Genomic DNA, 23,298 nt, shown 5'->3' with positions numbered 1-23,298 from the left:
ACAGGCATGGCACAGCGGGAAGAGACGGCACAAGAGACGGCACAAGAGACGGCACAAGAGGCGGCACAAGAGGCGGCACAAGAGGCGGCAGGCGAGGGCGCCACGGTGGCGGACGAGCTCTTCGCGCCGGACCGGCTCTCGGTCGGCCTGACCCTGCCCATGCTGGGCGCGGGCCGCATCGTCGCGGATTTCCAGGAGCAACTGAGCCTCGCCGCGCACGCCGACGCGCTGGGCTTTCGCGCGCTGTGGGTGCGCGACGTGCCGCTCAACAGCGCCGCCTATCCCGACCCGGTCGGGCATCTCGATCCGTGGGTGTTCCTGGGCGCGCTGGCCAGCCGGACCGCGCGCATCGCGCTGGTCAGCGGCGCCATCGTCCTGACGCTGCGCCATCCTCTGCACGTCGCCAAGGCCGCGGTGTCGATGGCCGCGCTGGCGCGGGGCCGCTTCATCCTCGGGCTCGGCTCGGGGGACCGGCCCGCCGAATATGCCGCGTTCGGGCAGGACACGGCGGCGCGGCGCGATCTTTACCTGCGCCACTGGCAGACCGTCGCGGCGGCGGTGGGCATGCCTTCCCGCGTGGTGCCGGACCTCGCTCCGGAAGGCGAGGCCGACGGCGCCGAGGCGTTCTTCCTGCTGCCCGAACTGGCGCGGCCGGTCCCCTTGCTGGCGGTCGGCTCGGGCGGGCAGAGCGTCGACTGGATCGCGCGCCATGCCATCGGCTGGATGACCTATCACCGCGAGCCGGCGGTGCAGCGCGAGCGCTACCGCATGTGGCGCGCCGCGGTCGAGCGGGCCGTGCCCGGCCAGTTCCGCGCGTTCGGCGTCGCCATGCAGCTTGACCTGGCCGCCGATGCCGGCGAGCCGCCCACCGCCATTTCGCTGGGCTACCGCACCGGGCGGCGCGGGCTGGCCGCCGTGCTGGGCGACATGCGCGCCAGCGGCACGCACCACGTCACGCTCAACCTGGGCTCGTCGCAGCGCGCGCCGCGCGAGGTGATGGAGGAGATCGCGGCGGAAGTCCTGCCGGCGTTCCACGGCGGCTGACGGCGCCGCGCATGTTCATATTTCCGCGAAATCTTATGCGGAAAACGTGCAAGGATCGGCGAAACCATTCGTTCCTTTCAGATAGGCCGGTCGGTAGTCTTCTTCCCTGACACAGGTCTTCCCACGCAAGGAAGGCTATGAAACGAGGCGCAAAGGCGCCATTTCACGACAGATGACGGGAGCAAGACACATGATTCGCAAGCTGGCCATCGGATTCGCGGCACTGGCCGTAATCGGTTCCACCCAGGTCGCCTGGGCCAATACCACGCTGCTCAACGTTTCGTACGATCCCACGCGCGAACTGTACGTGGACGTCAATGCCGCCTTCGCCAAGGCCTGGAAGGCCAAGGGCGGCGACACCCTGACCATCCGCCAGTCGCACGGCGGCTCGGGCAAGCAGGCACGCTCGGTGATCGACGGGCTGGATGCCGACGTGGTCACGCTGGCGCTGGGCTACGACATCGACGCCATCGCCGAGAAGGGCCTGCTCAAGGCGGACTGGCAAAAGCGCCTGCCGCACAACGCCTCGCCCTACACCTCCACCATCGTGTTCCTGGTGCGCAAGGGCAATCCCAAGGGCATCAAGGACTGGAACGACCTGATCAAGCCCGGCGTGCAGGTGATCACCCCCAACCCGAAGACCTCGGGCGGTGCGCGCTGGAACTACCTGGCGGCGTGGGGCTACGCGCTGCGCCAGCCGGGCGGCAATGACCAGAAGGCCAAGGAATTCGTCAGCGCGCTGCTGAAGAACGTGCCGGTGCTCGACTCCGGCGCGCGCGGCGCCACCACGACCTTCGTTGAGCGCGGCCTCGGCGACGTGCTGATCGCCTGGGAGAACGAGGCGATCCTGGCCATCAAGGAACTGGGCCCGGACAAGTTCGACATCGTCGCGCCGTCCATCTCGATCCTGGCCGAGCCGCCGGTGGCGGTGGTCGACAAGGTGGTGGACAAGAAGGGCACGCGCAAGGTGGCCGAAGCCTACCTGCAGTTCCTGTACACCGACGAGGGCCAGGAAATCGCGGCCAAGAACTACTACCGCCCGATCTCCGAGAAGATCGCCGCCAAGTACGCGGCCAACTTCCCGAAGGTCAAGCTGTTCACCATCGACGAGGAATTCGGCGGCTGGCAGAAGGCGCAGAAGGCGCACTTCGCCGACGGCGGCTCGTTCGACCAGGTCTACCAGCCTGGCAAGAAGTAAGCAGCATGCGGGCATGGCGCGAGCCGTGCCCGCCATGCCAACCAGCCAACAAGGAAAGTCCGATGTCCATCCTGACCCTGTCCGGCAGCCCCTCCGCGCCATCGCGCTCCGGGCACCTGCTGACGCATCTGCGCGGCGTGCTCGAGGCCGCCGGCGAGCGTACCAGCCACCTGGCGCTGCGGGAGTTGCCGCCCGCCGCGCTGCTGGCGGCCAGGGTGGACGACCCCGAAATTGCCGCCGCCACGCGCGCGGTGGCCGAGGCCCAGGTGGTGATCCTCGCCACGCCGGTCTACAAGGCGGCCTATAGCGGCCTGCTCAAGACCTTCCTGGACCTGCTGCCGCAGGCCGGCCTGCGCGACAAGGTGGTGCTGCCGATCGCCACGGGTGGCAGCCTGGCCCACACGCTGGCCATCGACTACGCCTTGCGCCCCGTGCTGTCCGCGCTCGGCGCGCGCCATATCCTGCCCGGCATCTTTGCCGTGGACCAGCAGATCGCATTCTCCGAAACGCACGGCCTGAGCCTCGATCCCGCGCTGGACGCGCGCCTGGCCGAAGGCGTGCTGCGCCTGCGCGAAGCGCTGGCCCATGCGCGCCTCGCGGTGCCGCTGGACCCGCTGTCCGGCACGGCCGCCGCCGCCGATACCTCCGCCGCATTCTCCCGCGCGACGCCGCGCCCGGCGGTGGCCGAGCGATGTTCCGCCTGAGTTGAAGCGGGCGGCGCCTGCCGCCCGCGTGCCTGCCCGCGCCGTGATTGCGATGCCGCCCGTTTGCGGGCCGGCAGGCGGGCATGCGCCCGCCGCTTCGCCACACGACGCATCGCTCCATTTCGTTTCGCACAGGAACATTCGACATGACTTCACCCACTTCCACGCTTGCCGGTCACCACAAGGCGCCCGCCGGGGGCAGCCTCCGGCGCCGCCTGCTGCTGGCCGCGCTGGTGGCCGCCACCGGCCTGGCCTACGCGGTGCTGCCCGGCCGCGCGCAGGCGCAGGACACCAGCAACAAGGTGCTGCGCATCGGCTACCAGAAGTACGGCACGCTGACCCTGCTCAAGGCGCGCGGCACGCTGGAAAAGCGCCTTGCGCCGCTGGGCATCGCGGTCAGGTGGACGGAGTTTCCGGCCGGTCCGCAACTGCTCGAGGGCCTGAACGTGGGCGCCATCGATTTCGGCACCGTGGGCGAAGCCCCGCCGATCTTCGCGCAGGCCGCCGGCGCGCAACTGGCCTATATCGGCAACGAGCCGCCCGCGCCGGCGGCCGAGGCCATCGTGGTGCCGAAGGGCTCGCCGCTCAAGTCCGTGGCCGACCTGCGCGGCAAGCGCGTGGCGCTGAACAAGGGCTCGAACGTGCATTACCTGCTGGTGCGCCTGCTGGAAAAGGCCGGCGTGCAATACAGCGAGATCCAGCCGGTCTACCTGGCCCCGGCCGATGCGCGCGCGGCGTTCGAGCGCGGCGCGGTGGACGCCTGGGCGATCTGGGACCCGTTCCTGGCCGCCGCCGAGAAGCAGCTCGACGCGCGCGTGCTGGCCGACGGCCGCGGCGCCGATGGCAAGAATGTGGTCAGCAACCACCAGTTCTACCTGGCGTCGCGCCCGTACGCGCAAGCCCGGCCCGACGTGGTCAAGCTGATCCTGGACGAGCTGGCCACGCTGGGCAGCTGGGCCGAGAAGAACCCGAAGGAGGCGGTGACCGTGCTGGTCCCGCAGCTCGGCCTGGACCCTGCCGTGGTGGAACTGGCGGTATCGCGCTTTTCCTACGGCGCCAAGGCGGTGACGCCGGCCGTGCTGGGCGAGCAGCAGCGCATCGCCGACGTGTTCTACACGCTCAAGCTGATTCCCAAGCCGGTCAAGGTGGCCGATGCTGCCTGGCAGGCGCAGCGCTGAGCAGGGCGCTGGCTGCCGCCCGCGCACGATTCCACGAGGCTGTCGCCCAGAACGGCCCGGATTCCAAAGCCCCCGACAAGCTCAATAGGTGAAGACATGCAGGTTTTCTGGTTTATCCCGACACACGGCGACAGCCGCTACCTTGGCACCTCGGAAGGGGCGCGCGAGGTCAATTTCGACTACCTGAAGCAGATCGCCACCGCCGCCGACACCCTCGGCTACGAAGGCGTGCTGATTCCCACCGGCCGCTCTTGCGAGGACCCCTGGGTGGCGGCGTCCATGCTGGCCGCGGTCACGCGCCGCCTGCGCTTCCTGGTGGCGGTGCGCCCCGGCCTGATGGCGCCCACGCTGGCCGCGCGCATGGCGGCCACGTTCGACCGCCTGTCCGGCGGGCGGCTGCTGGTCAACCTGGTGACCGGCGGCGACGTGTCGGAACTCGAGGGCGACGGCCTGTTCCTCGACCACGCCGAGCGCTACGAAGCCTCGGCCGAGTTCATCCGCATCTGGCGCGAAGTGCTGGCCGCCAGCCACGAGAGCGCCGAGGTGGACTTCGAAGGCAAGCATCTCAAGGTCAAGGGCGCCAAGGTCCTGTACCCGCCGTTGCAGCGGCCGCATCCGCCGGTGTATTTCGGCGGGTCTTCGGCCGCCGCGCACGAACTGGCCGCCGAGCAGGTGGAGACCTACCTGACCTGGGGCGAGCCGCCGCAGGACGTGGCCAAGAAACTGGCCGACGTGCGCGAGCGCGCGGCGCGCCACGGGCGCACCGTGAAGTTCGGCATCCGCCTGCATGTGATCGTGCGCGAAACCGAGGCCGCCGCCTGGGCCGCCGCCGACGACCTGATCAGCCGCCTCGACGACGAGAGCGTGGCGCGCGCGCAGGCGGTGTTCGCCAAGATGGATTCCGAAGGCCAGCGCCGCATGGCCGCGCTGCATGCGGGCGGCGGCAAGCGCTCGCGCGCGGAACTGGAGATCAGCCCCAACCTGTGGGCCGGCGTCGGCCTGGTGCGCGGCGGTGCCGGCACCGCGCTGGTGGGCGATCCGCAGACCGTGGCGGCGCGCATGCAGGAGTACGCCGAGCTGGGCATCGACACCTTCGTGCTGTCCGGCTATCCGCACCTGGAAGAAGCCTACCGCTTCGCCGAGCTGGTATTCCCGCTGCTGCCGCTGTCGGTGCGCGACAAGCTGCCGGGCAAGGTGCTGTCCGGCCCGTTCGGCGAAGTGATGGCGACCGGCATCGTGCCGCGCGCGTCGCAGAGCTGAGGAGCCGGCCATGAGCGCCCCCTCGACACTCCCGCCGCGCCGCATCGCGTGGCTGCAACAGGCCGCCGCCGCCACCGCGCCGTGGGCGGTGCCGGTGCTGCTGGTGCTGGGCTGGCAGATCGCCGCGCAGGCGGGCTGGCTGTCCAGCCGCATCCTGCCCGCGCCGCTCGACGTGCTCAAGGCCGCGTGGGGCCTGGCCGTGACCGGCGAGCTGTGGCGCCACGTGTGGGTCAGCAGCTGGCGCGCGGTGGTCGGCTTTGCCATCGGCGGCGGCTTCGGGCTGGCGCTGGGCCTGCTTACCGGCACCTTCCGCCCGGCCGCGACGCTGCTCGACAGCACCTTGCAGATGATCCGCAACATCCCCACGCTGGCGCTGATCCCGCTGGTGATCCTGTGGTTCGGCATCGACGAGACCGCCAAGCTGTTCCTGGTCTCGCTGGGCGTGTTCTTCCCGATCTATCTGAACACCTACCACGGCATCCGCGCGGTGGACCCGGGCCTGATCGAGATGGCCCGCAGCTACGGCCTGTCGGGCTGGCGGCTGTACCGCGAAGTGATCCTGCCGGGCGCCTTGCCGAGCATCCTGGTGGGCGTGCGTTTCTCGCTCGGCCTGATGTGGGTGATCCTGATCGTGGCGGAAACCATCTCGGCGCAATCGGGCATCGGCTACATGACCATGAACGCGCGCGAGTTCCTGCAGACCGACGTGGTGCTGGTGGGCATCCTGCTCTACGCGCTGCTGGGCAAGTTCGCGGACCTGCTGTCGCGCGCGCTGGAGCGCTTCTGGCTGCGCTGGCATCCCGGCTACCAGGCGCATTGAGCGCGCGCCAAGGAGAACACGACATGCAAAGCAATCCGATCGAACAGGCAGCGCTGGCCGAGGTTCCCGCCAGCGAGGCGGCCCGGGGCCTGGCGCTGCGCGTGCAGCAGGTGGTCAAGGGCTACGGCGGCCGCGAGGTGCTGCACGGCATCGACCTGCAGGCCGCGCCCGGCGAGTTCCTCGCCATCGTCGGCCGCAGCGGCTGCGGCAAGAGCACCTTGCTGCGGCTGGTGGCCGGCCTCGAAGACACCGACGGCGGCGCCGTGACGCTCGACGGCGCGCCGGGCCGCGCGCAGCAAGAGGCGGTGCGCGTGATGTTCCAGGACGCGCGCCTGCTGCCATGGAAGAAGGTGCTGGACAACGTGGCGCTGGGCCTGCCGCGCGCGCGCCGCGCCGACGCGGCCCGCGTGCTGGCGCAGGTCGGCCTGGCCGAGCGCGCCGAAGAATGGCCGGCGCGGCTGTCGGGCGGGCAGCGCCAGCGCGTGGCGCTGGCGCGCGCGCTGGTCCACCATCCGCGCCTGCTGCTGCTCGACGAGCCGCTGGGCGCGCTCGACGCGCTCACGCGCATCGAGATGCAGGGTTTGATCGAAGGGCTGTGGCAGCGCCTGGGCTTTACCGCGCTGCTGGTGACGCACGATGTGTCGGAAGCGGTGGCGTTGGCCGACCGCGTGGTGCTGATCGAGGACGGGCGCATCACGCTGGACCAGCGCGTGGCGCTGCCGCGTCCGCGCCAGCGCGGCTCGGCGGCCTTCGCCCAGCTCGAGGACGCGGTGCTGCGCCGGGTGATGCAGCGCCCGGGCGAGGCGTCCGTCGACGAGCCGCGCGGCGAGGGTCCGGCCGACTGGTCGGTGGCGCGCACCGTGGATTCGGTGCGCTGGGCGATCTAGCGCGCGGCGGGGAACGACAGGGACCATACCGGCGGCACACGGAGCACAGCAGGCGGCACGGTATGGCAGGGCGCGTATCAAACGCCCGCGCCGGACTTGAGGGGAGGGCGCCAAACCGCCGCCGGCGCCACTCACCGTCATTTTTTACGCATTCTTCATTTTCACTCGCACAACGGAGCTTCTATCATGAGCATTCAAGCCATCAACGTACGCAACCAGTTCCGCGGCAAGGTCGCCGCCATCATCGAAGGCCCGGTGGTCTCGGAAGTCGACGTCGAGACGCCGGCCGGCATCGTCACCTCGGTCATCACCACCCGCTCGGTCAAGGATCTCGGCCTCACCATCGGCAGCGAAGTGGTTGCCCTGGTCAAGGCAACCGAGGTTTCGCTGGCCAAGCTTTGAGGCCCCGCCTCGGGCGGCAAGCGCAACGCAAAGGAATTCGCCATGGCAAGCGCGGATGAAGCAGGCGTGGGACGGGCAGCTCTCGCGCATTACCTGGACGGACTGCCGCGGCAACCCGGCAGCGACCGCCAACTGTGGCGGGACGAGCATGGCCAGGTGCAGGGCCAGTTCTACAACTGTTCGCTGACCAGCGCCTTCGAGCCGCTCATCACCTTGTCGAGCCGCGACGTGGTGGCGCACGAAGGCACGCTGCGCACCTATGCCGGCGACGGCCTGGGGCTGGCGGCGTGGAAGCTGTTCGCGATGGCGGCCGACGATGCCTCGCTGGTCTCGCTGGACCGGCTCTCGCGGCTGGTGCACGCGATCAACTATTTCGCCGCGGACGGCGACCGCAAGCTGGTGCTCAACGTGCACAACCGGCTGCTGGCCGCGGTCGCGGACGACCACGGCGCGGCGTTCCGGCGCGCGCTGCAGTCGCTCGGCCTGCCGCTCGGCCGTTTCGTGATCCAGGTGCCGGCCAGCGCCAACGACGACCTGCCGCTGCTGCTCCACGTGGTGGGCAACTACCGGCGCAACGGCTTCGCCGTGAGCCTGCAGGCATCCGACCCGGCGGAAGCCGGCGCGCTGATGGCGCACGCGCTGCCCGACTGGCTCAAGCTCGACATGCGCCGCAACTGGACCGACCGCCAGCTCGCCGGGCTGCAGGCCAGCGCCGACAGCGCCGGCGTGACCCTGATCGGGCGCCGGCTGCAGAACGCCGAGCACGCCGAGCGGCTGCAGGCCGCCGGGATCGTGCTGGGGCAGGGGGTGTTTACCGGCGAGGCGGTGAGCGCGCGCCGGCTGCACGAGGTGCAACCGGGCCCGGAGGCACCCGACGCGGGCGAGGCCGGCGAGGCAGGGGGGACCGCGCGTTCCGGACCGGGCCGTACGCCACTGGAGTACAGCAAGGAGCCGATATGACGCAAACCAAGGGAGTGGCGGCCGCGCCGGCTGCCGAGGTGCGGCTGAAAGTGCCGAAAGGCTTGCAGATCCTCACCGTGCCGGGCCTGCACGGCAGCGGCCCGGGCCACTGGCAGAGCCGCTGGGAGCAGCGCTTCCCGGACTGGCAGCGTGTGGAGCAGCACGACTGGTCGCGCCCGAGCCTGCCGCTATGGGCCGAGCGCGTCTCGGAGAGCATCATGCGGGCGCAGCGAGTGGCGCCGCGCGGCGCCATCCTGGTGGCGCACAGCTTCGGCTGCCTGGCCACGCTGCGCCAGGCCGCGCTCGACGCCGAAGGCATTGCCGGCGCGCTGCTGGTGGCGCCGGCCGATCCGGACAAGTTCGGCGTGGCCGGCTTGCTGCCGGCGCACCGGCTGCCGTTTCCCACCATCCTCGTGGCCAGCCGCAACGACCCCTGGATGCAGCAGCGCACCGCCTTCAGCTGGGGCACGCTGTGGGGCAGCGAACTGCAGGACGCGGGCATGCTGGGTCACATCAACGCGGATTCGGGCCTCGACCAGTGGCCGGCCGGCCTGGCTTTGCTCGATACCTTGATCCAGCGCATCGAGGCGGAGGGCAGCGCGGGCCAGGCTGGGGACCGCGCCGGGCCGTGGGATGCCGAGGTGGAAGTATCCTCGACCTTCCCTTATATCTAAAACGTCTAAGAAGATGCGTAAAAATTCGTTCTGTTTATAAGGGCGCATCTGCAGAATTTGTCTCGTAGGCCGGTGTGTTATGCGCCGGCGTCATAAAGAAGCCGTCCACGGTTTTCCCTGTTCCACCCGCCAAGAGCCTGGCAGCGCTGCAAGCCTGCCAGGCTTTCGCAGTCGATGCGCGAGCGGCGGACAGGGCACGGGCGGACACAGACCGCGCTCACGAGACGATATGCCTCCCTCGATTTCCCTGGCGGACAACCCGCCCCCGGCCAGGCCAGATGCCCCGCAGGCGCGCGAACGCGCGCCCGGCAAGGCGCGCCAGCAGCGCTTCACGGTGCTGCCCGGCTTCGGCCTGTCGCTGGGCTTCACGGTGTTCTACCTGACGCTGATCGTCCTGATCCCGCTGTCGGCCACCTTCCTCAAGACCTTCACCATGACGTGGGAAGCGTTCTGGGGCGCGGTGACCGCACCGCGCGTGGTGGCCTCCTTGCAGTTGAGCTTTGGCGCCTCGCTGATCGCCGCCATCGTCAATACCGTGTTCGGGCTGGTGGTGGCGTGGGTGCTGGTGCGCTACCGTTTCCCGGGCAAGCGCCTGATCGACGCGCTGGTGGACCTGCCGTTCGCCCTGCCCACCGCCGTGGCCGGTATCGCGCTGACCGCGCTGTACGCCGGCAACGGCTGGATCGGCCGCTACCTGGAGCCGCTCGGCATCAAGGTGGCCTTCACCCCGCTGGGCGTGGTGGTGGCGCTGACCTTCATCGGGCTGCCGTTCGTGGTGCGCACGGTGCAGCCGGTGCTGGAAGATGCGGAGCAGGAACTCGAAGAAGCCGCCGCGAGCCTGGGCGCCACGCGCCTGCAGACCTTCCTGCGCGTGATCCTGCCGACCATCCTGCCGGCGCTGCTGACCGGCTTCGCGCTGTCGTTCGCGCGCGCCACCGGCGAGTACGGCTCGGTGGTGTTCATCTCGGGCAACATGCCGATGGTCTCCGAGATCGCGCCCCTGATGATCTATTCGAAGCTGGAGCAATACGACTATGCCGGCGCCACCGCGGTGGCCGTCGTGATGCTGGTGATCTCCTTCGCGCTGCTGCTGCTCATCAACGTGCTGCAGGCATGGACGCGGCGCCATCACACGGCCGGGCACGCCGTCGCGGCGCAGGACAAGGAGAGCTGAAATGGCCGGCATCGTCACCAAAGGCCTGGGCGGCCGCTCACAGCCCGCCGCGCGCTTCGCGGATGCCACCGCGGAAGCGCCGTGGGTGCGCTACACGCTGATCACGGTCGCGGTCCTGTTTCTCGCGCTGTTCCTGTTCATCCCGCTGGCTTCGGTGTTCTACGAGGCGCTGCGCAAGGGCGTGCAGACCTATTTCGATTCGCTGGTCGAACCCGACGCCGTGGCCGCGATCCAGCTCACGCTGCTGGTGGCCGCCATCGCGGTGCCGCTCAACGTGGTGTTCGGCGTGTCGGCGGCGTGGGCCATCGCCAAGTTCGAGTTCCGCGGCAAGAACGTGCTGACCACGCTGATCGACCTGCCGTTCTCGGTGTCGCCGGTGATCTCGGGGCTGGTCTACGTGCTGCTGTTCGGCGCGCAGGGCTGGCTGGGGCCGTGGCTGGAGGCGCACGACATCAAGATCATGTTCGCCGTGCCGGGCATCGTGCTGGCCACCATCTTCGTGACCTTCCCGTTCGTGGCGCGCGAGCTGATCCCGCTGATGCAGGCGCAGGGCAGCGAGGAGGAAGAGGCCGCCATCGTGCTGGGCGCGTCCGGCTGGCAGACCTTCCGCCGCATCACGCTGCCCAATATCCGCTGGGGCCTGCTGTACGGCGTGATCCTGTGCAACGCGCGGGCGATGGGCGAGTTCGGCGCGGTGTCGGTGGTGTCGGGCCATATCCGCGGGCTGACCAACACCATGCCGCTGCACGTGGAGATCCTCTACAACGAGTACAACTTCGCGGCGGCCTTCGCGGTGGCCTCGCTGCTGACGCTGCTGGCCCTGGTCACGCTCGGCATCAAGACGCTGGTGGAATACCGGGCGCGCCGCGAGCACGCCGAGGACGAGAATATTGCGCCGGAAAACCCGGGCGCGGGCAATTTGCAAGGACAGGCATCATGAGCATCCAGGTCAGGAACGTGCAGAAGCACTTCGGCAATTTCGTCGCGCTCGACGACGTCTCGCTCGATTTCGACGAAGGCCAGCTGACGGCGCTGCTGGGGCCTTCGGGCTGCGGCAAGACCACGCTGCTGCGCATCATCGCGGGGCTGGAGCGCGCCGACGCGGGCCAGGTCCTGCTGGAAGGGCGCGATGCCTCCAACCAGCACGTGCGCCAGCGCCAGGTGGGCTTCGTGTTCCAGCACTACGCGCTGTTCAAGCACATGACCGTGTTCGAGAACGTGGCCTTCGGCCTGCGCGTCAAGCCGCGCGGCGAGCGCCCCGGCGAGGCGCAGATCCGCGAGAAGGTGCGCTCGCTGCTGGAGCTGGTGCAGCTCGACTGGCTGGCCGACCGCTATCCGCCGCAACTGTCGGGCGGGCAGCGCCAGCGCATCGCGCTGGCCCGCGCGCTGGCGGTGGAGCCGCGCGTGCTGCTGCTCGACGAGCCGTTCGGCGCGCTCGACGCCAAGGTGCGCAAGGAACTGCGCCGCTGGCTGCGCCGCCTGCACGACGAACTGCACGTGACCAGCGTGTTCGTCACGCACGACCAGGAGGAGGCGCTGGAAGTGGCCGACCAGGTGGTGCTGATGAACCGCGGCCACGTCGAGCAGGCCGGCACCCCGGAGGCGGTCTACAACCATCCCGCCACGCCGTTCGTGTTCGGCTTCCTCGGCAACGTCAACCTGTTCCACGGCCGCCTGGAAGTGGGCGAGCGCGGCGGCCTGCTGCATACCGGCGAGGCGGTGCTGCCGGTGATCGGCAGCGGCCATGAAACGGCCGGCGACGCGGTGGCCTACGTGCGCCCCCATGACCTGGACCTGGAGCGCTACGCGCCGGGCGCCGAGGGCATCGCCGTGACCTTGCGCCGCGCGCTCACGCTCGGCCCGGTGGCCCAGCTCGAACTGGAGCGCGAGGACAACCAGGAAGTGATCGAGGTGGCTTTGCCGCTGGAGCGCTTCCGCCATCAGGGTTTCCGCGAAGGCGAACTGCTCGCCGTGCGGCCGCGCCAGCTGCGCGTGTTCGTCCAACCCGAATCGTCAACCCGCGCGCCGGCCAAGCCCGCGCCCGCAGGAGCCGCACAATGAACTTCCAGCAACTGCGTTCGATCCGCGAGGCGGTGCGCCGCCAGTTCAACCTGACCGAGGTGGCCAACGCCCTCTATACCTCGCAGCCCGGCGTGTCGCGCCAGATCCGCGAGCTGGAAGAAGAGCTCGGCGTGGAAATCTTCGAGCGCTACGGCAAGCGCCTGACCGGGCTGACCGAGCCGGGCCGCGAGATCGTGAGGATCGTGGAACGGCTGCTGCTCGAGGCCGAGAACCTGCGCCAGGCCGGCGACGAATTCGCCGGGCGCCACACCGGCCGCCTGACCGTGGCGACCACCCACACCCAGGCGCGCTACGCGCTGCCCAAGGTGGTGCAGAGCTTTCGCCGCGCCTACCCGCATGTGACGCTGGCGCTGCAGGAGGCGTCGCCGGCGCATATCGTGGAACTGCTGCTGACCGGGCAGGCCGACATCGGCATCGCCACCGAGGCCGTGGCCAGCGAAGCGGGGCTGACTTCGTTCGAAGCCTACACCTGGCAGCACGTGCTGGTGGTGTCGCCCGAGCACCCGCTGACCCACCTGCCGGAGCCCACGCTGGAAGACATCGCCGGCTTCCCGATCATCACCTATGACGCTGGCTTCACCGGCCGCCGCCGGATCGACGGCGCCTTCGCCGCCGCCGGGCTGCAGCCGGAGATCGTGCTGACCGCGATGGACGCCGACGTGATCAAGACCTATGCCGAGCTGGACCTGGGCGTGGGCATCATCGCCTCGATGGCCTACGACGAGCGCAAGGACGCCGGCCTGGTCCGCATTTCGGCCGACCACCTGTTCGAGGCCAACACCACCAGCGTGGCGGTGCGCCGCGGCGCCTACCTGCGCGGCTACGCGCACGCCTTCATCAATATGTTCGCGCCGCACCTGTCGCGCGACACGGTCAGCAGCGCGCTGTCCGAGCCGGCCGGCGGCCAGGCGGCCGTCGAGGCCTGATCCCGCGCGCCGCCCCCGGCGCGCTTGCCTTCCCGGCACTGCCGCGGCCGCCGTCACTGGCGGCCGCGGCGCATCCGGCGGTGCCGGTCGCGCCGCATCCTCGCGATTCGCGCCCGTTACTCTCCATTCGTCGCACGCCGCTTCCGTCCCGTGCGAGGCCGGCGTACAGTTCGTGCAGTACGTGGCGGATCACTTCAGTGCCGTCGCGCCGTGATGCCGGGCCCCGGCCGCCGCGAGCGGCCATGCCCGGCCCGGCTGCGCAACGGCAACACCCACAGAGGCGAGCGAGGAGAGCGCAACATGACACAAGGCCGTGGCGGCACGGGACTCTGGGTTCCCATTATCCTGATTGCACTGGGCGGGTTGTTCCTGGCGCACGACGCCGGCCTCGTGCCCGCGTATGCCGCCCGCGAGGGCTGGCCTCTGATCCTGGGCACCCTGGGCGCCGCGCTGCTGGCGCGCCGGCAGGCATTGCGCCAGGCATCATGCCGGGCGCTGCGGCGGCAGCCGCGGCCATGAGCGCGCGCGAGGAAGGACTGCTGCGCTGGCAATGGCGCGGCTACGCCCGCAACCACGCCCATCCGCGCAGCCTGCTGCTGCATCTGCTTGCCGTGCCGATGTTCATGGCCGGCAATGTGCTGGCGGTCTACGGCGTGCTGGCGCTGTCGGTACCGGCGGTCGGTCTGGGCGCGCTGTGCATGGCCGTGTCATTGATGCTGCAGGGCAGGGGGCACCGGCTCGAGGCCGAGCGGCCCGAGCCGTTCGCCGGGCCGCTCGACGTCGCCAGCCGCATCCTGGCGGAGCAATGGGTGACATTTCCACGCTTCGTGCTGTCGGGGCAATGGTGGGCGGCGCTGCATGGCCGCGCGGCCGGCGCAGCCGACGGGAGCGGCACGCGGGCGTGGCCGGGCGTACATACGGGCCGGCCGCTGGCGGCGCGCACCGATGAGCCGCCATTACAATAGGCTTTCGCCGGCGTGCCTGCGGGCCGCCAAGGCCGGCAGGCAGCGTTTCCTGCCGGCGCCGAGCTTGCCGGTTTCATCGATTTTGCCGACTTTGCCGATTTTGCCGATTTTTCCCACACCCAAGCCTTGTATGGAGCTTCCGTCCCCATGAAATCGCTGGGCCGCTGTCCCGCCGCCATTCCTTCGCGCGTTTCCATCCTCGGGCGCGACCTGGTGTTCGTGCTGTGCATGAATACCGTCATCGCCGTGAGCCTGAACTATGGCTTCCGCACCGGCGGTTCGCTGCTGCACAACTTCGTCTACAGCCACCTGATCGGCCTGTCGATCTGGCTGCTGATCGACGTTGCCCGGGTGCTGATCTGGTGGAACGAGCGGCCCACGCGCTGGCCGTTCATCTGCCTGGCCGCGGTGGCGGTGCCGCTCGGGGTCCTGCTGGGCAGCTGGGCCACGCGCATGGTGCTGAGCGAACCGGCCAAGTCCTTCCAGGAAGCCACCGACATGCTGCGCATGTGCCTGGTGGTGGGCATGCTGGCGGCGGCCAGCATGATCTATTTCTACTGGTCGCGCGAAAAGCTGGCGCACCTGGAGCGGCAGGCCGCGCTGGACGCGCTGCAGCGCGAGGAAGCCGAGAAGCAACTGGTGCGCGCGCAGCTGATGGCGCTGCAGGCGCAGATCGAGCCGCATTTCCTGTTCAATTCGCTGGCCAACCTCGACTGCCTGATCGCCACCGACCAGAAGGCCGCGCGGCGCCTGCTGCAGCGGCTGATCGGCTTCCTGCGCATGTCGCTGGCGCACACGCGCGCCGAGCAGTGCACGCTGCGCCAGGAGTTCGAGTTGCTGCGCAGCTATCTCGACATCCAGGGCCTGCGCTTCGGCACGCGGCTGAACTACAGCATCGACCTGCCGCCGGAACTGGCCGAAGTGGAGATTCCGCCGATGCTGATCCAGCCGCTGGTGGAGAACGCGGTCAGCCATGGCATCGAGCCGTGCATGCGGGGCGGTAGCATCGTATTGTCCGCGCGCGCGCTCGGCGACGCGGCGGTGCAGGTGGTGATCGCCGACACCGGCGTGGGCTTCGGCCATGCGGTGACCAAGGGTTCGGGCCTCGGCCTGACCCACGTGCGCGAGCGCCTGGCGCGCATCTTCGGCGCGGCCGCCAGCATGCAGATGGAAGAGAACGCGCCGCGCGGCGTGATCGTGCGCCTGACGCTGCCGGTGATGCGCGCGGCGGCGGCCGTGCCCGCGCCGGCACAGGCACAGGTGCCGGCGGGCAATGCCGGCGCCGGGCTCGGGCTTGCGCCGGTGGCGCGCGCCGCCACGCGGGGGCCTTCGGCCTCGCATTCCTGACGTGCTGCCGGGTGCCGCCGTCTCCATCGTTTCCGACCGTCCACCACCGTTTCCATGTCCCCGACCTTGTTGATCGCCGACGACGAGCCGCTGCTTGCGCGCGCGCTGCATGCCGAACTGAGCAGCCTGTGGCCGGAGGCCAGCATCGTTTCCGTGGTCCATGACGGCGTGTCAGCGCTGGAGGCGGCCCGCCAGCATGCGCCGCAGGTGGCCTTCCTCGATATCCGCATGCCGGGCATGAGCGGCATGGACGTGGCGCGCGAGCTGATGGAATTCGACCAGCCGCCGCTGGTGGTGTTCGTCACCGCCTATGACCAGTTCGCGCTCGAGGCCTTCGAGCGCGAGGCCGTCGACTACGTGCTCAAGCCGGTGCAGCCAGAGCGGCTCGAAGCCACCGTGCAGCGCCTCAAGGGACGGCTGGCCGAGCACGCGCAGGCAGGCGACGAGGCCGGCGCAACCGGGGCGGCGCTGGACGCCGCCCGCCTGGCGCAGCTGCTGGCGCGGCTGGAAACGCTGGAGTCCGGCGCCGGTGCCGCGCAACAGCCCGCCAGCCCGGCGCAGCAGGGCTACCTGCGCTTCATCAAGGCGCTGGTGGGGCAGGAGATCCGCATCATCCCGGTGGACGAGGTGATCTACCTCGAAGCCACCGACAAGTACGTCAACGTGGTCTCCACCAGCGGCGAGGCGCTGATCCGCACCAGCCTGCGCGAACTGTCGCAGCAGCTCGACCCCGAGCGCTTCTGGCAGATCCACCGCGGCACCGTGGTCAATATCGACTGCGTGGCCAGCGCCGTGAACCAGTCGCTCGGGCGGCTCGCGCTGAAGCTGCGCAACCGCTCCGAGACGCTGCCGGTGGCGCGCCAGTACGCCTACCTGTTCAAGCAGATGTAGCGTTCCCGGCATGCCTGCCGTGGGCGGTTTTCCTCTATGATGCCAGCGGATATCGAACGCTTTTCCCCGCGTTCCCATGCTGTCTTCCACTCTGACGATCGAGGAGCCGCTCATGAACTTTGCCACCACCGACCTGTGCGACGCCAACGAAGGGCGCCTCGCCGACGGCACGCTGCGCGTGCTGGCGCCGGTGTTCCGCCATTTCGGCAAGCGCGCGGTGTTCGCCGGCCCGGCGGCCACGCTGAAGGTATTCGAGGACAACTCGCTGGTGCGCGAGGTGCTGGAATCTTCCGGCAACGGCCGCGTGCTGGTGGTCGACGGCGGCGGCTCGCTGCGCTGCGCGCTGGTCGGCGGCAACCTTGGCGTGCTGGCCGAGAAGAACGGCTGGGCCGGCATCATCGTCAACGGCTGCGCGCGCGACAGCGGCGAGCTGGATGTCTGCGATATCGGCGTGCGCGCGCTGGCGCTGCATCCGCAGAAAAGCCAGAAGCGCAACGTGGGCGAGCGCGAGGTCGCCGTGCAGATGCCCGGCGCGGTGGTGCGCCCCGGCAACTGGATCTATGCCGACGCCGACGGCGTGCTGGTGTCCGACGGCAAGCTGGGGAGCTGAGCATGCCGGTGGTATTCGTCTATGGCACGCTGCGCGCCGGCGAAGTCAACGACCTGAACGCGGCCGCGCGCAGGCACGGCATCGCCGCGCCGACGCTGCTCGGCGGCGCGACGATCGCGGGCCGGCTCTATGATTTCGGCACCTATCCCGGCCTCGTGCTGGACGCCGCCGCGCCCGGCGTGGCCGGCGATCTCTACGAGGTGGACGACGCACTGTTGCCCGTGCTCGACGAGATCGAGGAAGTCTATCCGGGCCAGGCCTCGCTGTTCGTGCGGGAAACGCGCGAAGCGCTGGCCGCCGGCGGGCCGGTCCGCTGCCTGCTGTATCCGGTGGCCGAGGCCGCCGTGGCCGGGCTGCCGCGCATTGCGTCGGGAGACTGGGTGGCCCACCGCCGCGCGCGCGAGGCGGGCCTGCGCCAGGCCTGATCCCGCCGCCGTTTGAAACGGCGTGGCCGGTGCTCGCCGCGCAGGCGCGGCTGGCGTAGCATCGGCAACCATTCCATCACCCGATGTCATGGTCCGCGCATGTCTCTTTCCTCGCTTTCCGCCCGGGCGGCTCCCGTCCGGCTATCCGTCCGGTCCGGCGACGTGCGCCTTGCCGTCAAGACCTGGGGCGATCCGTCGCGCCGCGCCATCGTGCTGGTGCATGGCTATCCCGACAACAGCGCGGTCTGGCACGGCGTGGCGCCGCTGCTCGCCGACGACTATTACGTGGTGGCCTACGACGTGCGCGGCGCCGGCGCCTCGTCGGCACCCGGCAGCGTGGCCGCCTACCGCCTGGAGCGCCTGACGGAGGACTTCAGCGCCGTGATCGACGCGGTCTCTCCCGGTGCGCCGGTGCACCTGGCCGGGCACGACTGGGGCTCCATCCAGTGCTGGGAATTCGCTACCGAGCCGCGCCTGCGCGGGCGCATCGCCTCGTTCACCTCATGCTCCGGCCCTTGCCTCGACCATGCCGGCCACTGGATGCGCGACAACCGGCGGCTGTCTTGGACGGCGCTGTCGCGCTCGCTGCGGCAGGCCCTCTCGTCCTGGTACATCTATGTCTTCCACCTGCCGTGGCTGCCGGAACTGAGCTGGCGGCTGTGGATGGGACGCGCCTGGCCGCTTTACCTGAAGCTGTCGGAAGGCATCGCGGCGGAGTCCAGCCCGACCCGGGCCGCCGACGGGCGCCACGGCCTGGCGCTGTACCGGGCCAATATGCTGCGCCGGCTGCTGGCGCCCGGCCAGCGCCACGCGCACGTGCCGGTGCAGGTCATCGTGCCGCTGCGCGACCGCTACGTCAGGCCGGCGCTGTCGGAGGACCTGTCGCGCTGGGTCGGGCGGTGGTGGCGCCGCGAGGTGGCGGCGCGGCACTGGCTGCCGCTGGCCGATCCGGCCGGCATGGCCGCCATGATCCTGGACCTGGCCAGGCATGTCGACGGCGGCCCCGAGCCCCGGGACCTGCAACGCGCGCGCAGGCCGGACGGGCAGGGTACCGGCGCAGCGGCCTGACCGGCAGCACGTCATCTTCTGGTTTTTCACAATGCGGAATGCTGTTTTGAGCCGCAAAAAATGTGGCTGCGGAGCACAACGGCGATTTCTCATGATGGGAGATATCGTGCCATATCGTGAAATAAACTTCGCAAGCCAATGATTTTATTGAATAAAAAAACTAGGCAAGGACTGCATTCTGGCCTGTTGCGACGCGGGACGTTTCCCTACACTCTTATATAAGACACATGACCTGAGACGCGAAAAACAAAGGGTGGCGAGGCAGCCGGAAGCGGTCTCCGGAAGCTACCCGCAGCGTCCCGGTCGGCTGCCAGGCACCACGGTCCGGCAGGCCTGTCGCAAGTTTTCTTACGCCATACCCGTCTCAATTACTAGGAGAGTGCAATGTCCCGCGAACAAGAAATCCAGAAGCTGCAGAAGGACTGGGAAACCAACCCGCGCTGGAAGGGCGTGAAGCGCAACTACACCGCGGAAGACGTGGTGCGCCTGCGCGGCTCCGTGCAGATCGAGCACACCCTGGCCCGCCGCGGCGCCGAGAAACTGTGGCACCTGCTGAACACCGAGCCGTTCGTCAACACGCTGGGCGCGCTGACCGGCAACCAGGCCATGCAGCAGGTCAAGGCTGGCCTCAAGGCGATCTACCTGTCGGGCTGGCAAGTCGCCGGCGACGCCAACCTGGCCGGGGAAATGTACCCCGACCAGTCGCTGTACCCGGCCAACTCGGTGCCGATGGTGGTCAAGCGCATCAACAACACCTTCCAGCGCGCCGACCAGATCCAGTGGAGCGAAGGCAAGGGCGATACCGACTACTTCGCGCCGATCGTGGCTGACGCCGAAGCCGGTTTCGGCGGCGTGCTGAACGCCTTCGAGCTGATGAAGTCGATGATCGAAGCGGGCGCGGCCGGCGTGCACTTCGAAGACCAGCTCGCTTCGGTCAAGAAGTGCGGCCACATGGGCGGCAAGGTGCTGGTGCCGACGCGCGAAGCCGTCGCCAAGCTGACCGCCGCCCGCCTGGCGGCGGACGTCTCCGGCGTGCCGACCCTGGTGATCGCCCGTACCGACGCCGAAGCGGCCGACCTGCTGACCTCGGACGTCGACGACAACGACAAGCCGTTCTGCACCGGCGAGCGCACCGTGGAGGGTTTCTACCGCGTGCGCAACGGGCTGGACCAGTCGATCTCGCGCGCCCTGGCCTACGCCGAAGTGGCCGACCTCGTGTGGTGCGAAACCGGCAAGCCGGATCTGGAATTCGCCAAGAAGTTTGCCGAAGCCGTGCATGCCAAGTTCCCCGGCAAGCTGCTGGCCTACAACTGCTCGCCGTCGTTCAACTGGAAGAAGAACCTGGACGACGCCACCATCGCCAAGTTCCAGAAGGAACTGGGCGCGATGGGCTACAAGTTCCAGTTCATCACGCTGGCCGGCTTCCACTCGCTGAACTACTCGATGTTCAACCTGGCCTACGGCTACGCCCGCAACCAGATGAGCGCCTTCGTCGAGCTGCAGGAAAACGAATTCGCCGCCGCGGAGAAGGGCTTCACCGCCGTCAAGCACCAGCGCGAAGTCGGTACCGGCTACTTCGACGCCGTGACCCAGACCATCGAAGGCGGCCAGTCGTCGACCACCGCTCTCAAGGGCTCGACCGAAGACGAACAGTTCTTCGACAAGAAGGTGGCTTGAGGAAGGAGGCCCGAGGCTCCCGGGGACGCCGGTCCCCGGGGCTTCGGATCGCAGGATAACCAGAACGATACCTGGTCATCTTGAAGGGTGCGCGACCATCGTGCCCTTCAATTGGGCGCCGCGCCGTGTCTCTCTCAGGGACGGCGCGGTTTTTTGTTTTCTTGCGCGGGCGCGGGCGCCGACCGATCGGTGGAGGAATGCGAAATTTCGTGGAAATGTTAAAGATTGTGCGGTGTATCGATTCAGACATTTCCAATTCACTTGGGATACTTTCAGCGATATGATTTCGCCACGTGCCCGCAAGAGCACGCAGCGAAGCGCCGGCCAGCCCGGCGCCTGTCCGTTCGAGTCACTGGCGGTGTAGCTGGCCGGTGCACATCCCAAGAAGAAGATTCCATGAAGCACACACTTTCCCTCGCGGCCGTCGCCGGCCTTTCCGCTCTCGTGGTCGGCTGCGCCGGCACCAATGTCGACGGCATGGTGGGCGCGGGCACCTCGATGTTCAAGGCGGCCTCGCTCAGCGATGCGGACGTCAAGTCCATGTCGGACCAGGCTTGCGCCGAATCGGACAAGACCAACAAGATCGCCGCGGCCAACAGCGCCTATGGCAAGCGCCTGACCAAGATCATGGCCGGCCTGCAGTCGACGGACGTCTCCAACATCAATGCCAAGGTCTACCTGACCAAGGACGTCAACGCCTGGGCCATGGCCAACGGCTGCGTGCGCGTGTACAGCGGCCTGATGGACATGATGACCGACGACGAAGTGCGCGGCGTGGTGGGCCACGAGCTCGGCCACGTGGCGCTGGGACACACCAAGAACAAGATGCAGGTGGCCTACGCCGCCATGGCCGCGCGCGGCGCGCTGGCCGCCAGCGGCAGCGGCGCGGTGGCCGCGCTGTCGTCCTCGCAACTGGGCGAGCTGGGCGAGCAGTTGATCAACGCGCAGTTCTCGCAGACGCAGGAAAGCGCCGCCGACGACTACTCCTTCGACGTGCTGACCAAGAACAAGGCCAACACGCGCGGGCTGGTCACGGCCTTCCAGAAGCTGGCCAAGCTCGATGGCGGCAAGTCCAGCATGTTCTCGTCGCACCCCGGCTCGGCGGACCGCGCCAAGCATATCGAGGACCGCATCAAGCAGGCGAGCTGAGCGGGCGCCGGCCCGTGCCGGCACCCCGCATGCAAGAAAGGCTGGCCGCCCCGCAAAGGGCGGCCAGCCTTTTTCGCTTTCCCGCAGCGGCGGACCAGCAAGGCACGGTCAGCGGTACACGATCACCGGAATGTCGGTGTGGGTCAGCACCTTCTGCGTCTCGCTGCCCAGCAGCAGGCCGGACAGGCCGCGCCGGCCGTGCGAGGCCATGAAGATCACGTCGCAGCCGTGGCGCTCGGCGGCGTCGATGATGCCCAGGTAGGGCACGGCGAAGGTGGTCATGTCGCAGTCGAACGAGATGCCGTCCGCGGAGGCGGCGGTTTCCACCTCTTTCAGGTACAGCTTGGCCTGGCTCTCGATGCGGTCCTTGAAGGCCTGCGGGGCTTCCACCACGATCTCGCTGAATGGCGTGTACGGGTATTCCTCCAGGCACACATAGGCGGTGACGCGCGCGTTGATTGTCTTGGCCAGTTCCAGCGCGCCGTCGATGGCTTTCTTGGACAGTTCCGAACCGTCGGTGGGTAGCAGGATGTGCTTGAACATGCTGGACTCCTTTGGGGCAAAGAGGCAGTGGATGGCGATGCGCCGGGGCGGGCCTGGCAGCGCCTGCCTTGATTCATTGTAGGCAGGAGTGCCGCATGCATCATTGGCTTATATCAAATTCCGGCCCGGCGCAGGCCTCCTGCGCGGCGCGCGCGGGCGCCTGCTCGGCCCGCCGCCAGTAGCCGGCATTGCCATAGGTGTTCTTCAGGTGGTCGATGAACAGCCGCACGCGCAGCGGCAGGTGCTTGCGCTGGGGAAACACCGCATGGATGCCGATCGGCGGGGCCTGGAACGCGTCCAGCACCGTGACCAGCCGCCCACTGGCGATTTCCTGCCCGACCTCCCACCAGGAACGCCATGCCAGCCCGTGGCCTTGCAGGCACCACGCATGCAGCACCGCGCCGTCGGTGCATTCCATGGAGCCGCCCACCTTGACCGTGACCGGCTTGCCCTCCTGCTGGAAGGCCCAGCCGCGCTGCACGTTGGCGCTGGCGCCGAAGGCCAGGCAATTGTGCCGCGCCAGCTCGTCGGGCGTGGCCGGCACGCCGGCGCGCGCCAGGTAGGCCGGGGACGCCACCACCACGCGGCGGTTCTCGGCCAGGCGGATGGAGACCAGGCTGGAGTCGGGCAGGTCGCCCAGCCGGATGGCGCAGTCGAAGCCTTCGTTGACGAGGTCGACCACGCGGTCGGACAGGTCCAGCGTGAGGGTCACGTCCGGATGCGATTCGATGAACAGCGGCACCAGCGGCGCCACGTGCTTGCGCCCGAAGCCGGCCGGCGCGGTCACGCGCAGGTGGCCGCTGGCCTTGACGCCGCCGGCCGAGACGCTGGCCTCGGCGTTGTGCAGGTCGTTGAGGATGCGCTGGCAGTCCTCCAGGAAGGCCGAGCCTTCGAAGGTCAGGCTGATCTTGCGCGTGGTGCGCAGCAGCAGCTTCACGCCCAGGCGCTCTTCCAGCGCATCGATGCGGCGCCCGATGATGGCAGGCGCCACGCCCTCGGCGGCGGCGGCGGCGGACAGGCTGCCGCGCGCCGCCACCGACACGAATGTCTCCAGTTGCTTGAAATGATCCACGAATCTCGCCGGTTGTGCCTCATGCCATCCATCGTAGCCAGCATAAAAGGCAATGGAGTGGATTTGGTGCCTATTCTTTATGGCGTTAGCGAAGATTAGTGGGGTAAAAGTAAAAGATCAAGTGACCCGCAGCGGCTTTGCCGCACTGCAGCGCCTACCTACAATGCATGCATTCATTGGTGTACAGGCCCGCGCCGCGCAGCCGAGCGATGGCGGCAGGCCTGCAGGAACCGCCCGAGGAA

At 69.0% G+C, this 23,298-nt stretch carries 25 protein-coding genes; 23 read left to right on the top strand and 2 right to left on the bottom strand.

Features of this window, described 5'->3' with window-relative positions:
* Positions 1–159: 159 nt before the first annotated feature.
* The 23 genes from ACKI2N_RS11085 (at position 160) to ACKI2N_RS10975 (ending at position 21,441) form a co-directional block, all read left to right on the top strand.
* Positions 160–1,044, top strand: coding sequence for a TIGR03571 family LLM class oxidoreductase (locus tag ACKI2N_RS11085; RefSeq protein ID WP_426990843.1), 885 nt, complete (start codon positions 160–162; stop codon positions 1,042–1,044).
* Between the two features lie 190 nt (positions 1,045–1,234).
* A complete protein-coding gene (locus tag ACKI2N_RS11080) occupies positions 1,235–2,242 on the top strand; it encodes a sulfate ABC transporter substrate-binding protein (protein ID WP_420997172.1) in 1,008 nt (335 codons plus the stop codon).
* Between the two features lie 62 nt (positions 2,243–2,304).
* Positions 2,305–2,946, top strand: a complete 642-nt coding sequence (gene ssuE / locus ACKI2N_RS11075; RefSeq protein ID WP_420997171.1) for an NADPH-dependent FMN reductase — start codon at positions 2,305–2,307, stop codon at positions 2,944–2,946.
* 146 nt (positions 2,947–3,092) lie between these two features.
* Positions 3,093–4,124, top strand: a complete 1,032-nt coding sequence (locus tag ACKI2N_RS11070; protein WP_420997170.1) for a sulfonate ABC transporter substrate-binding protein — start codon at positions 3,093–3,095, stop codon at positions 4,122–4,124.
* A 96-nt stretch (positions 4,125–4,220) separates the two neighbouring features.
* The gene (ssuD, locus tag ACKI2N_RS11065) at positions 4,221–5,384 is read left to right on the top strand and encodes an FMNH2-dependent alkanesulfonate monooxygenase (RefSeq protein ID WP_420997168.1); all 1,164 of its coding nucleotides are present in this window, start codon (positions 4,221–4,223) and stop codon (positions 5,382–5,384) included.
* Positions 5,385–5,394: 10 nt separating this feature from the next.
* Positions 5,395–6,204 (top strand): aliphatic sulfonate ABC transporter permease SsuC, encoded by an 810-nt coding sequence (gene ssuC / locus ACKI2N_RS11060; RefSeq protein ID WP_420997167.1) that lies wholly within the window; start codon positions 5,395–5,397, stop codon positions 6,202–6,204.
* Positions 6,205–6,227: 23 nt separating this feature from the next.
* Entirely contained in the window at positions 6,228–7,091 is an 864-nt protein-coding gene (locus ACKI2N_RS11055; RefSeq protein ID WP_420997166.1) for an ATP-binding cassette domain-containing protein, read from the top strand.
* A 186-nt stretch (positions 7,092–7,277) separates the two neighbouring features.
* Entirely contained in the window at positions 7,278–7,493 is a 216-nt protein-coding gene (locus tag ACKI2N_RS11050; protein ID WP_006161487.1) for a TOBE domain-containing protein, read from the top strand.
* A 42-nt stretch (positions 7,494–7,535) separates the two neighbouring features.
* On the top strand, positions 7,536–8,453 hold the full coding sequence (locus ACKI2N_RS11045; RefSeq protein ID WP_420997165.1) for an EAL domain-containing protein: 918 nt from the start codon (positions 7,536–7,538) through the stop codon (positions 8,451–8,453).
* Entirely contained in the window at positions 8,450–9,127 is a 678-nt protein-coding gene (locus tag ACKI2N_RS11040) for an RBBP9/YdeN family alpha/beta hydrolase (RefSeq protein ID WP_420997164.1), read from the top strand. The genes ACKI2N_RS11045 and ACKI2N_RS11040 overlap by 4 nt, the downstream gene beginning before the upstream one ends.
* A 229-nt stretch (positions 9,128–9,356) precedes the next feature.
* Positions 9,357–10,301, top strand: coding sequence for a sulfate ABC transporter permease subunit CysT (gene cysT / locus ACKI2N_RS11035; RefSeq protein WP_420997163.1), 945 nt, complete (start codon positions 9,357–9,359; stop codon positions 10,299–10,301).
* A gap of 1 nt (position 10,302) precedes the next feature.
* Positions 10,303–11,241: a sulfate ABC transporter permease subunit CysW gene (gene cysW / locus ACKI2N_RS11030; protein WP_420997162.1), complete on the top strand. Its 939-nt coding sequence runs from the start codon at positions 10,303–10,305 to the stop codon at positions 11,239–11,241.
* Positions 11,238–12,362 carry a sulfate/molybdate ABC transporter ATP-binding protein gene (locus ACKI2N_RS11025; RefSeq protein ID WP_420997161.1) on the top strand — a complete coding sequence of 375 codons (1,125 nt, stop codon included), beginning with the start codon at positions 11,238–11,240 and terminating at the stop codon, positions 12,360–12,362. Before cysW ends, ACKI2N_RS11025 begins: the two co-directional genes overlap by 4 nt.
* Positions 12,359–13,309 carry a CysB family HTH-type transcriptional regulator gene (locus ACKI2N_RS11020; RefSeq protein WP_420997160.1) on the top strand — a complete coding sequence of 317 codons (951 nt, stop codon included), beginning with the start codon at positions 12,359–12,361 and terminating at the stop codon, positions 13,307–13,309. The genes ACKI2N_RS11025 and ACKI2N_RS11020 overlap by 4 nt, the downstream gene beginning before the upstream one ends.
* A 300-nt stretch (positions 13,310–13,609) precedes the next feature.
* The gene (locus ACKI2N_RS11015) at positions 13,610–13,828 is read left to right on the top strand and encodes a hypothetical protein (protein ID WP_420997159.1); all 219 of its coding nucleotides are present in this window, start codon (positions 13,610–13,612) and stop codon (positions 13,826–13,828) included.
* Positions 13,825–14,274 carry a terminase gene (locus ACKI2N_RS11010; protein ID WP_420997158.1) on the top strand — a complete coding sequence of 150 codons (450 nt, stop codon included), beginning with the start codon at positions 13,825–13,827 and terminating at the stop codon, positions 14,272–14,274. The genes ACKI2N_RS11015 and ACKI2N_RS11010 overlap by 4 nt, the downstream gene beginning before the upstream one ends.
* Before the next feature lie 147 nt (positions 14,275–14,421).
* Positions 14,422–15,621, top strand: coding sequence for a sensor histidine kinase (locus ACKI2N_RS11005; protein ID WP_420997157.1), 1,200 nt, complete (start codon positions 14,422–14,424; stop codon positions 15,619–15,621).
* A gap of 54 nt (positions 15,622–15,675) precedes the next feature.
* Positions 15,676–16,512, top strand: a complete 837-nt coding sequence (locus tag ACKI2N_RS11000) for a LytR/AlgR family response regulator transcription factor (RefSeq protein ID WP_420997156.1) — start codon at positions 15,676–15,678, stop codon at positions 16,510–16,512.
* A gap of 112 nt (positions 16,513–16,624) precedes the next feature.
* Entirely contained in the window at positions 16,625–17,122 is a 498-nt protein-coding gene (gene rraA / locus ACKI2N_RS10995; protein ID WP_420997155.1) for a ribonuclease E activity regulator RraA, read from the top strand.
* 2 nt (positions 17,123–17,124) lie between these two features.
* Positions 17,125–17,547, top strand: coding sequence for a gamma-glutamylcyclotransferase family protein (locus ACKI2N_RS10990; protein WP_420997154.1), 423 nt, complete (start codon positions 17,125–17,127; stop codon positions 17,545–17,547).
* Positions 17,548–17,709: 162 nt separating this feature from the next.
* Positions 17,710–18,615: an alpha/beta fold hydrolase gene (locus tag ACKI2N_RS10985; protein ID WP_420997153.1), complete on the top strand. Its 906-nt coding sequence runs from the start codon at positions 17,710–17,712 to the stop codon at positions 18,613–18,615.
* A gap of 384 nt (positions 18,616–18,999) precedes the next feature.
* Positions 19,000–20,292 (top strand): isocitrate lyase, encoded by a 1,293-nt coding sequence (gene aceA / locus ACKI2N_RS10980; protein WP_420997152.1) that lies wholly within the window; start codon positions 19,000–19,002, stop codon positions 20,290–20,292.
* Positions 20,293–20,688: 396 nt separating this feature from the next.
* A complete protein-coding gene (locus ACKI2N_RS10975) occupies positions 20,689–21,441 on the top strand; it encodes a M48 family metalloprotease (RefSeq protein WP_420997151.1) in 753 nt (250 codons plus the stop codon).
* Between the two features lie 108 nt (positions 21,442–21,549).
* Here ACKI2N_RS10975 and ACKI2N_RS10970 read toward each other — a convergent pair whose 3' ends face one another.
* Together ACKI2N_RS10970 and ACKI2N_RS10965 are read right to left on the bottom strand one after the other, a co-directional pair.
* Positions 21,550–21,984 carry a universal stress protein gene (locus ACKI2N_RS10970; RefSeq protein ID WP_420997149.1) on the bottom strand — a complete coding sequence of 145 codons (435 nt, stop codon included), beginning with the start codon at positions 21,982–21,984 and terminating at the stop codon, positions 21,550–21,552.
* A gap of 100 nt (positions 21,985–22,084) precedes the next feature.
* The gene (locus ACKI2N_RS10965) at positions 22,085–23,056 is read right to left on the bottom strand and encodes a LysR substrate-binding domain-containing protein (RefSeq protein WP_420997148.1); all 972 of its coding nucleotides are present in this window, start codon (positions 23,054–23,056) and stop codon (positions 22,085–22,087) included.
* Positions 23,057–23,298 lie beyond the last annotated feature (242 nt).

Origin of the sequence: Cupriavidus sp. 30B13 (assembly GCF_049059565.2) — a bacterium.
Taxonomy (GTDB): domain Bacteria; phylum Pseudomonadota; class Gammaproteobacteria; order Burkholderiales; family Burkholderiaceae; genus Cupriavidus.
This window is presented reverse-complemented; position numbering and strand designations above follow the sequence as displayed.

Excerpts from the sequence above, each read along its gene's own strand:
- ACKI2N_RS11085 (WP_426990843.1), top strand. The coding sequence starts at position 160 with ATGCTGGGCGCGGGCCGCATCGTCGCGGATTTCCAGGAGCAACTGAGC.
- ACKI2N_RS11080 (WP_420997172.1), top strand. The coding sequence starts at position 1,235 with ATGATTCGCAAGCTGGCCATCGGATTCGCGGCACTGGCCGTAATCGGT.
- ssuE (WP_420997171.1), top strand. The coding sequence starts at position 2,305 with ATGTCCATCCTGACCCTGTCCGGCAGCCCCTCCGCGCCATCGCGCTCC.
- ACKI2N_RS11070 (WP_420997170.1), top strand. The coding sequence starts at position 3,093 with ATGACTTCACCCACTTCCACGCTTGCCGGTCACCACAAGGCGCCCGCC.
- ssuD (WP_420997168.1), top strand. The coding sequence starts at position 4,221 with ATGCAGGTTTTCTGGTTTATCCCGACACACGGCGACAGCCGCTACCTT.
- ssuC (WP_420997167.1), top strand. The coding sequence starts at position 5,395 with ATGAGCGCCCCCTCGACACTCCCGCCGCGCCGCATCGCGTGGCTGCAA.
- ACKI2N_RS11055 (WP_420997166.1), top strand. The coding sequence starts at position 6,228 with ATGCAAAGCAATCCGATCGAACAGGCAGCGCTGGCCGAGGTTCCCGCC.
- ACKI2N_RS11050 (WP_006161487.1), top strand. The coding sequence starts at position 7,278 with ATGAGCATTCAAGCCATCAACGTACGCAACCAGTTCCGCGGCAAGGTC.
- ACKI2N_RS11045 (WP_420997165.1), top strand. The coding sequence starts at position 7,536 with ATGGCAAGCGCGGATGAAGCAGGCGTGGGACGGGCAGCTCTCGCGCAT.
- ACKI2N_RS11040 (WP_420997164.1), top strand. The coding sequence starts at position 8,450 with ATGACGCAAACCAAGGGAGTGGCGGCCGCGCCGGCTGCCGAGGTGCGG.
- cysT (WP_420997163.1), top strand. The coding sequence starts at position 9,357 with ATGCCTCCCTCGATTTCCCTGGCGGACAACCCGCCCCCGGCCAGGCCA.
- cysW (WP_420997162.1), top strand. The coding sequence starts at position 10,303 with ATGGCCGGCATCGTCACCAAAGGCCTGGGCGGCCGCTCACAGCCCGCC.
- ACKI2N_RS11025 (WP_420997161.1), top strand. The coding sequence starts at position 11,238 with ATGAGCATCCAGGTCAGGAACGTGCAGAAGCACTTCGGCAATTTCGTC.
- ACKI2N_RS11020 (WP_420997160.1), top strand. The coding sequence starts at position 12,359 with ATGAACTTCCAGCAACTGCGTTCGATCCGCGAGGCGGTGCGCCGCCAG.
- ACKI2N_RS11015 (WP_420997159.1), top strand. The coding sequence starts at position 13,610 with ATGACACAAGGCCGTGGCGGCACGGGACTCTGGGTTCCCATTATCCTG.
- ACKI2N_RS11010 (WP_420997158.1), top strand. The coding sequence starts at position 13,825 with ATGAGCGCGCGCGAGGAAGGACTGCTGCGCTGGCAATGGCGCGGCTAC.
- ACKI2N_RS11005 (WP_420997157.1), top strand. The coding sequence starts at position 14,422 with ATGAAATCGCTGGGCCGCTGTCCCGCCGCCATTCCTTCGCGCGTTTCC.
- ACKI2N_RS11000 (WP_420997156.1), top strand. The coding sequence starts at position 15,676 with ATGTCCCCGACCTTGTTGATCGCCGACGACGAGCCGCTGCTTGCGCGC.
- rraA (WP_420997155.1), top strand. The coding sequence starts at position 16,625 with ATGAACTTTGCCACCACCGACCTGTGCGACGCCAACGAAGGGCGCCTC.
- ACKI2N_RS10990 (WP_420997154.1), top strand. The coding sequence starts at position 17,125 with ATGCCGGTGGTATTCGTCTATGGCACGCTGCGCGCCGGCGAAGTCAAC.
- aceA (WP_420997152.1), top strand. The coding sequence starts at position 19,000 with ATGTCCCGCGAACAAGAAATCCAGAAGCTGCAGAAGGACTGGGAAACC.
- ACKI2N_RS10975 (WP_420997151.1), top strand. The coding sequence starts at position 20,689 with ATGAAGCACACACTTTCCCTCGCGGCCGTCGCCGGCCTTTCCGCTCTC.
- ACKI2N_RS10970 (WP_420997149.1), bottom strand. The coding sequence starts at position 21,984 with ATGTTCAAGCACATCCTGCTACCCACCGACGGTTCGGAACTGTCCAAG.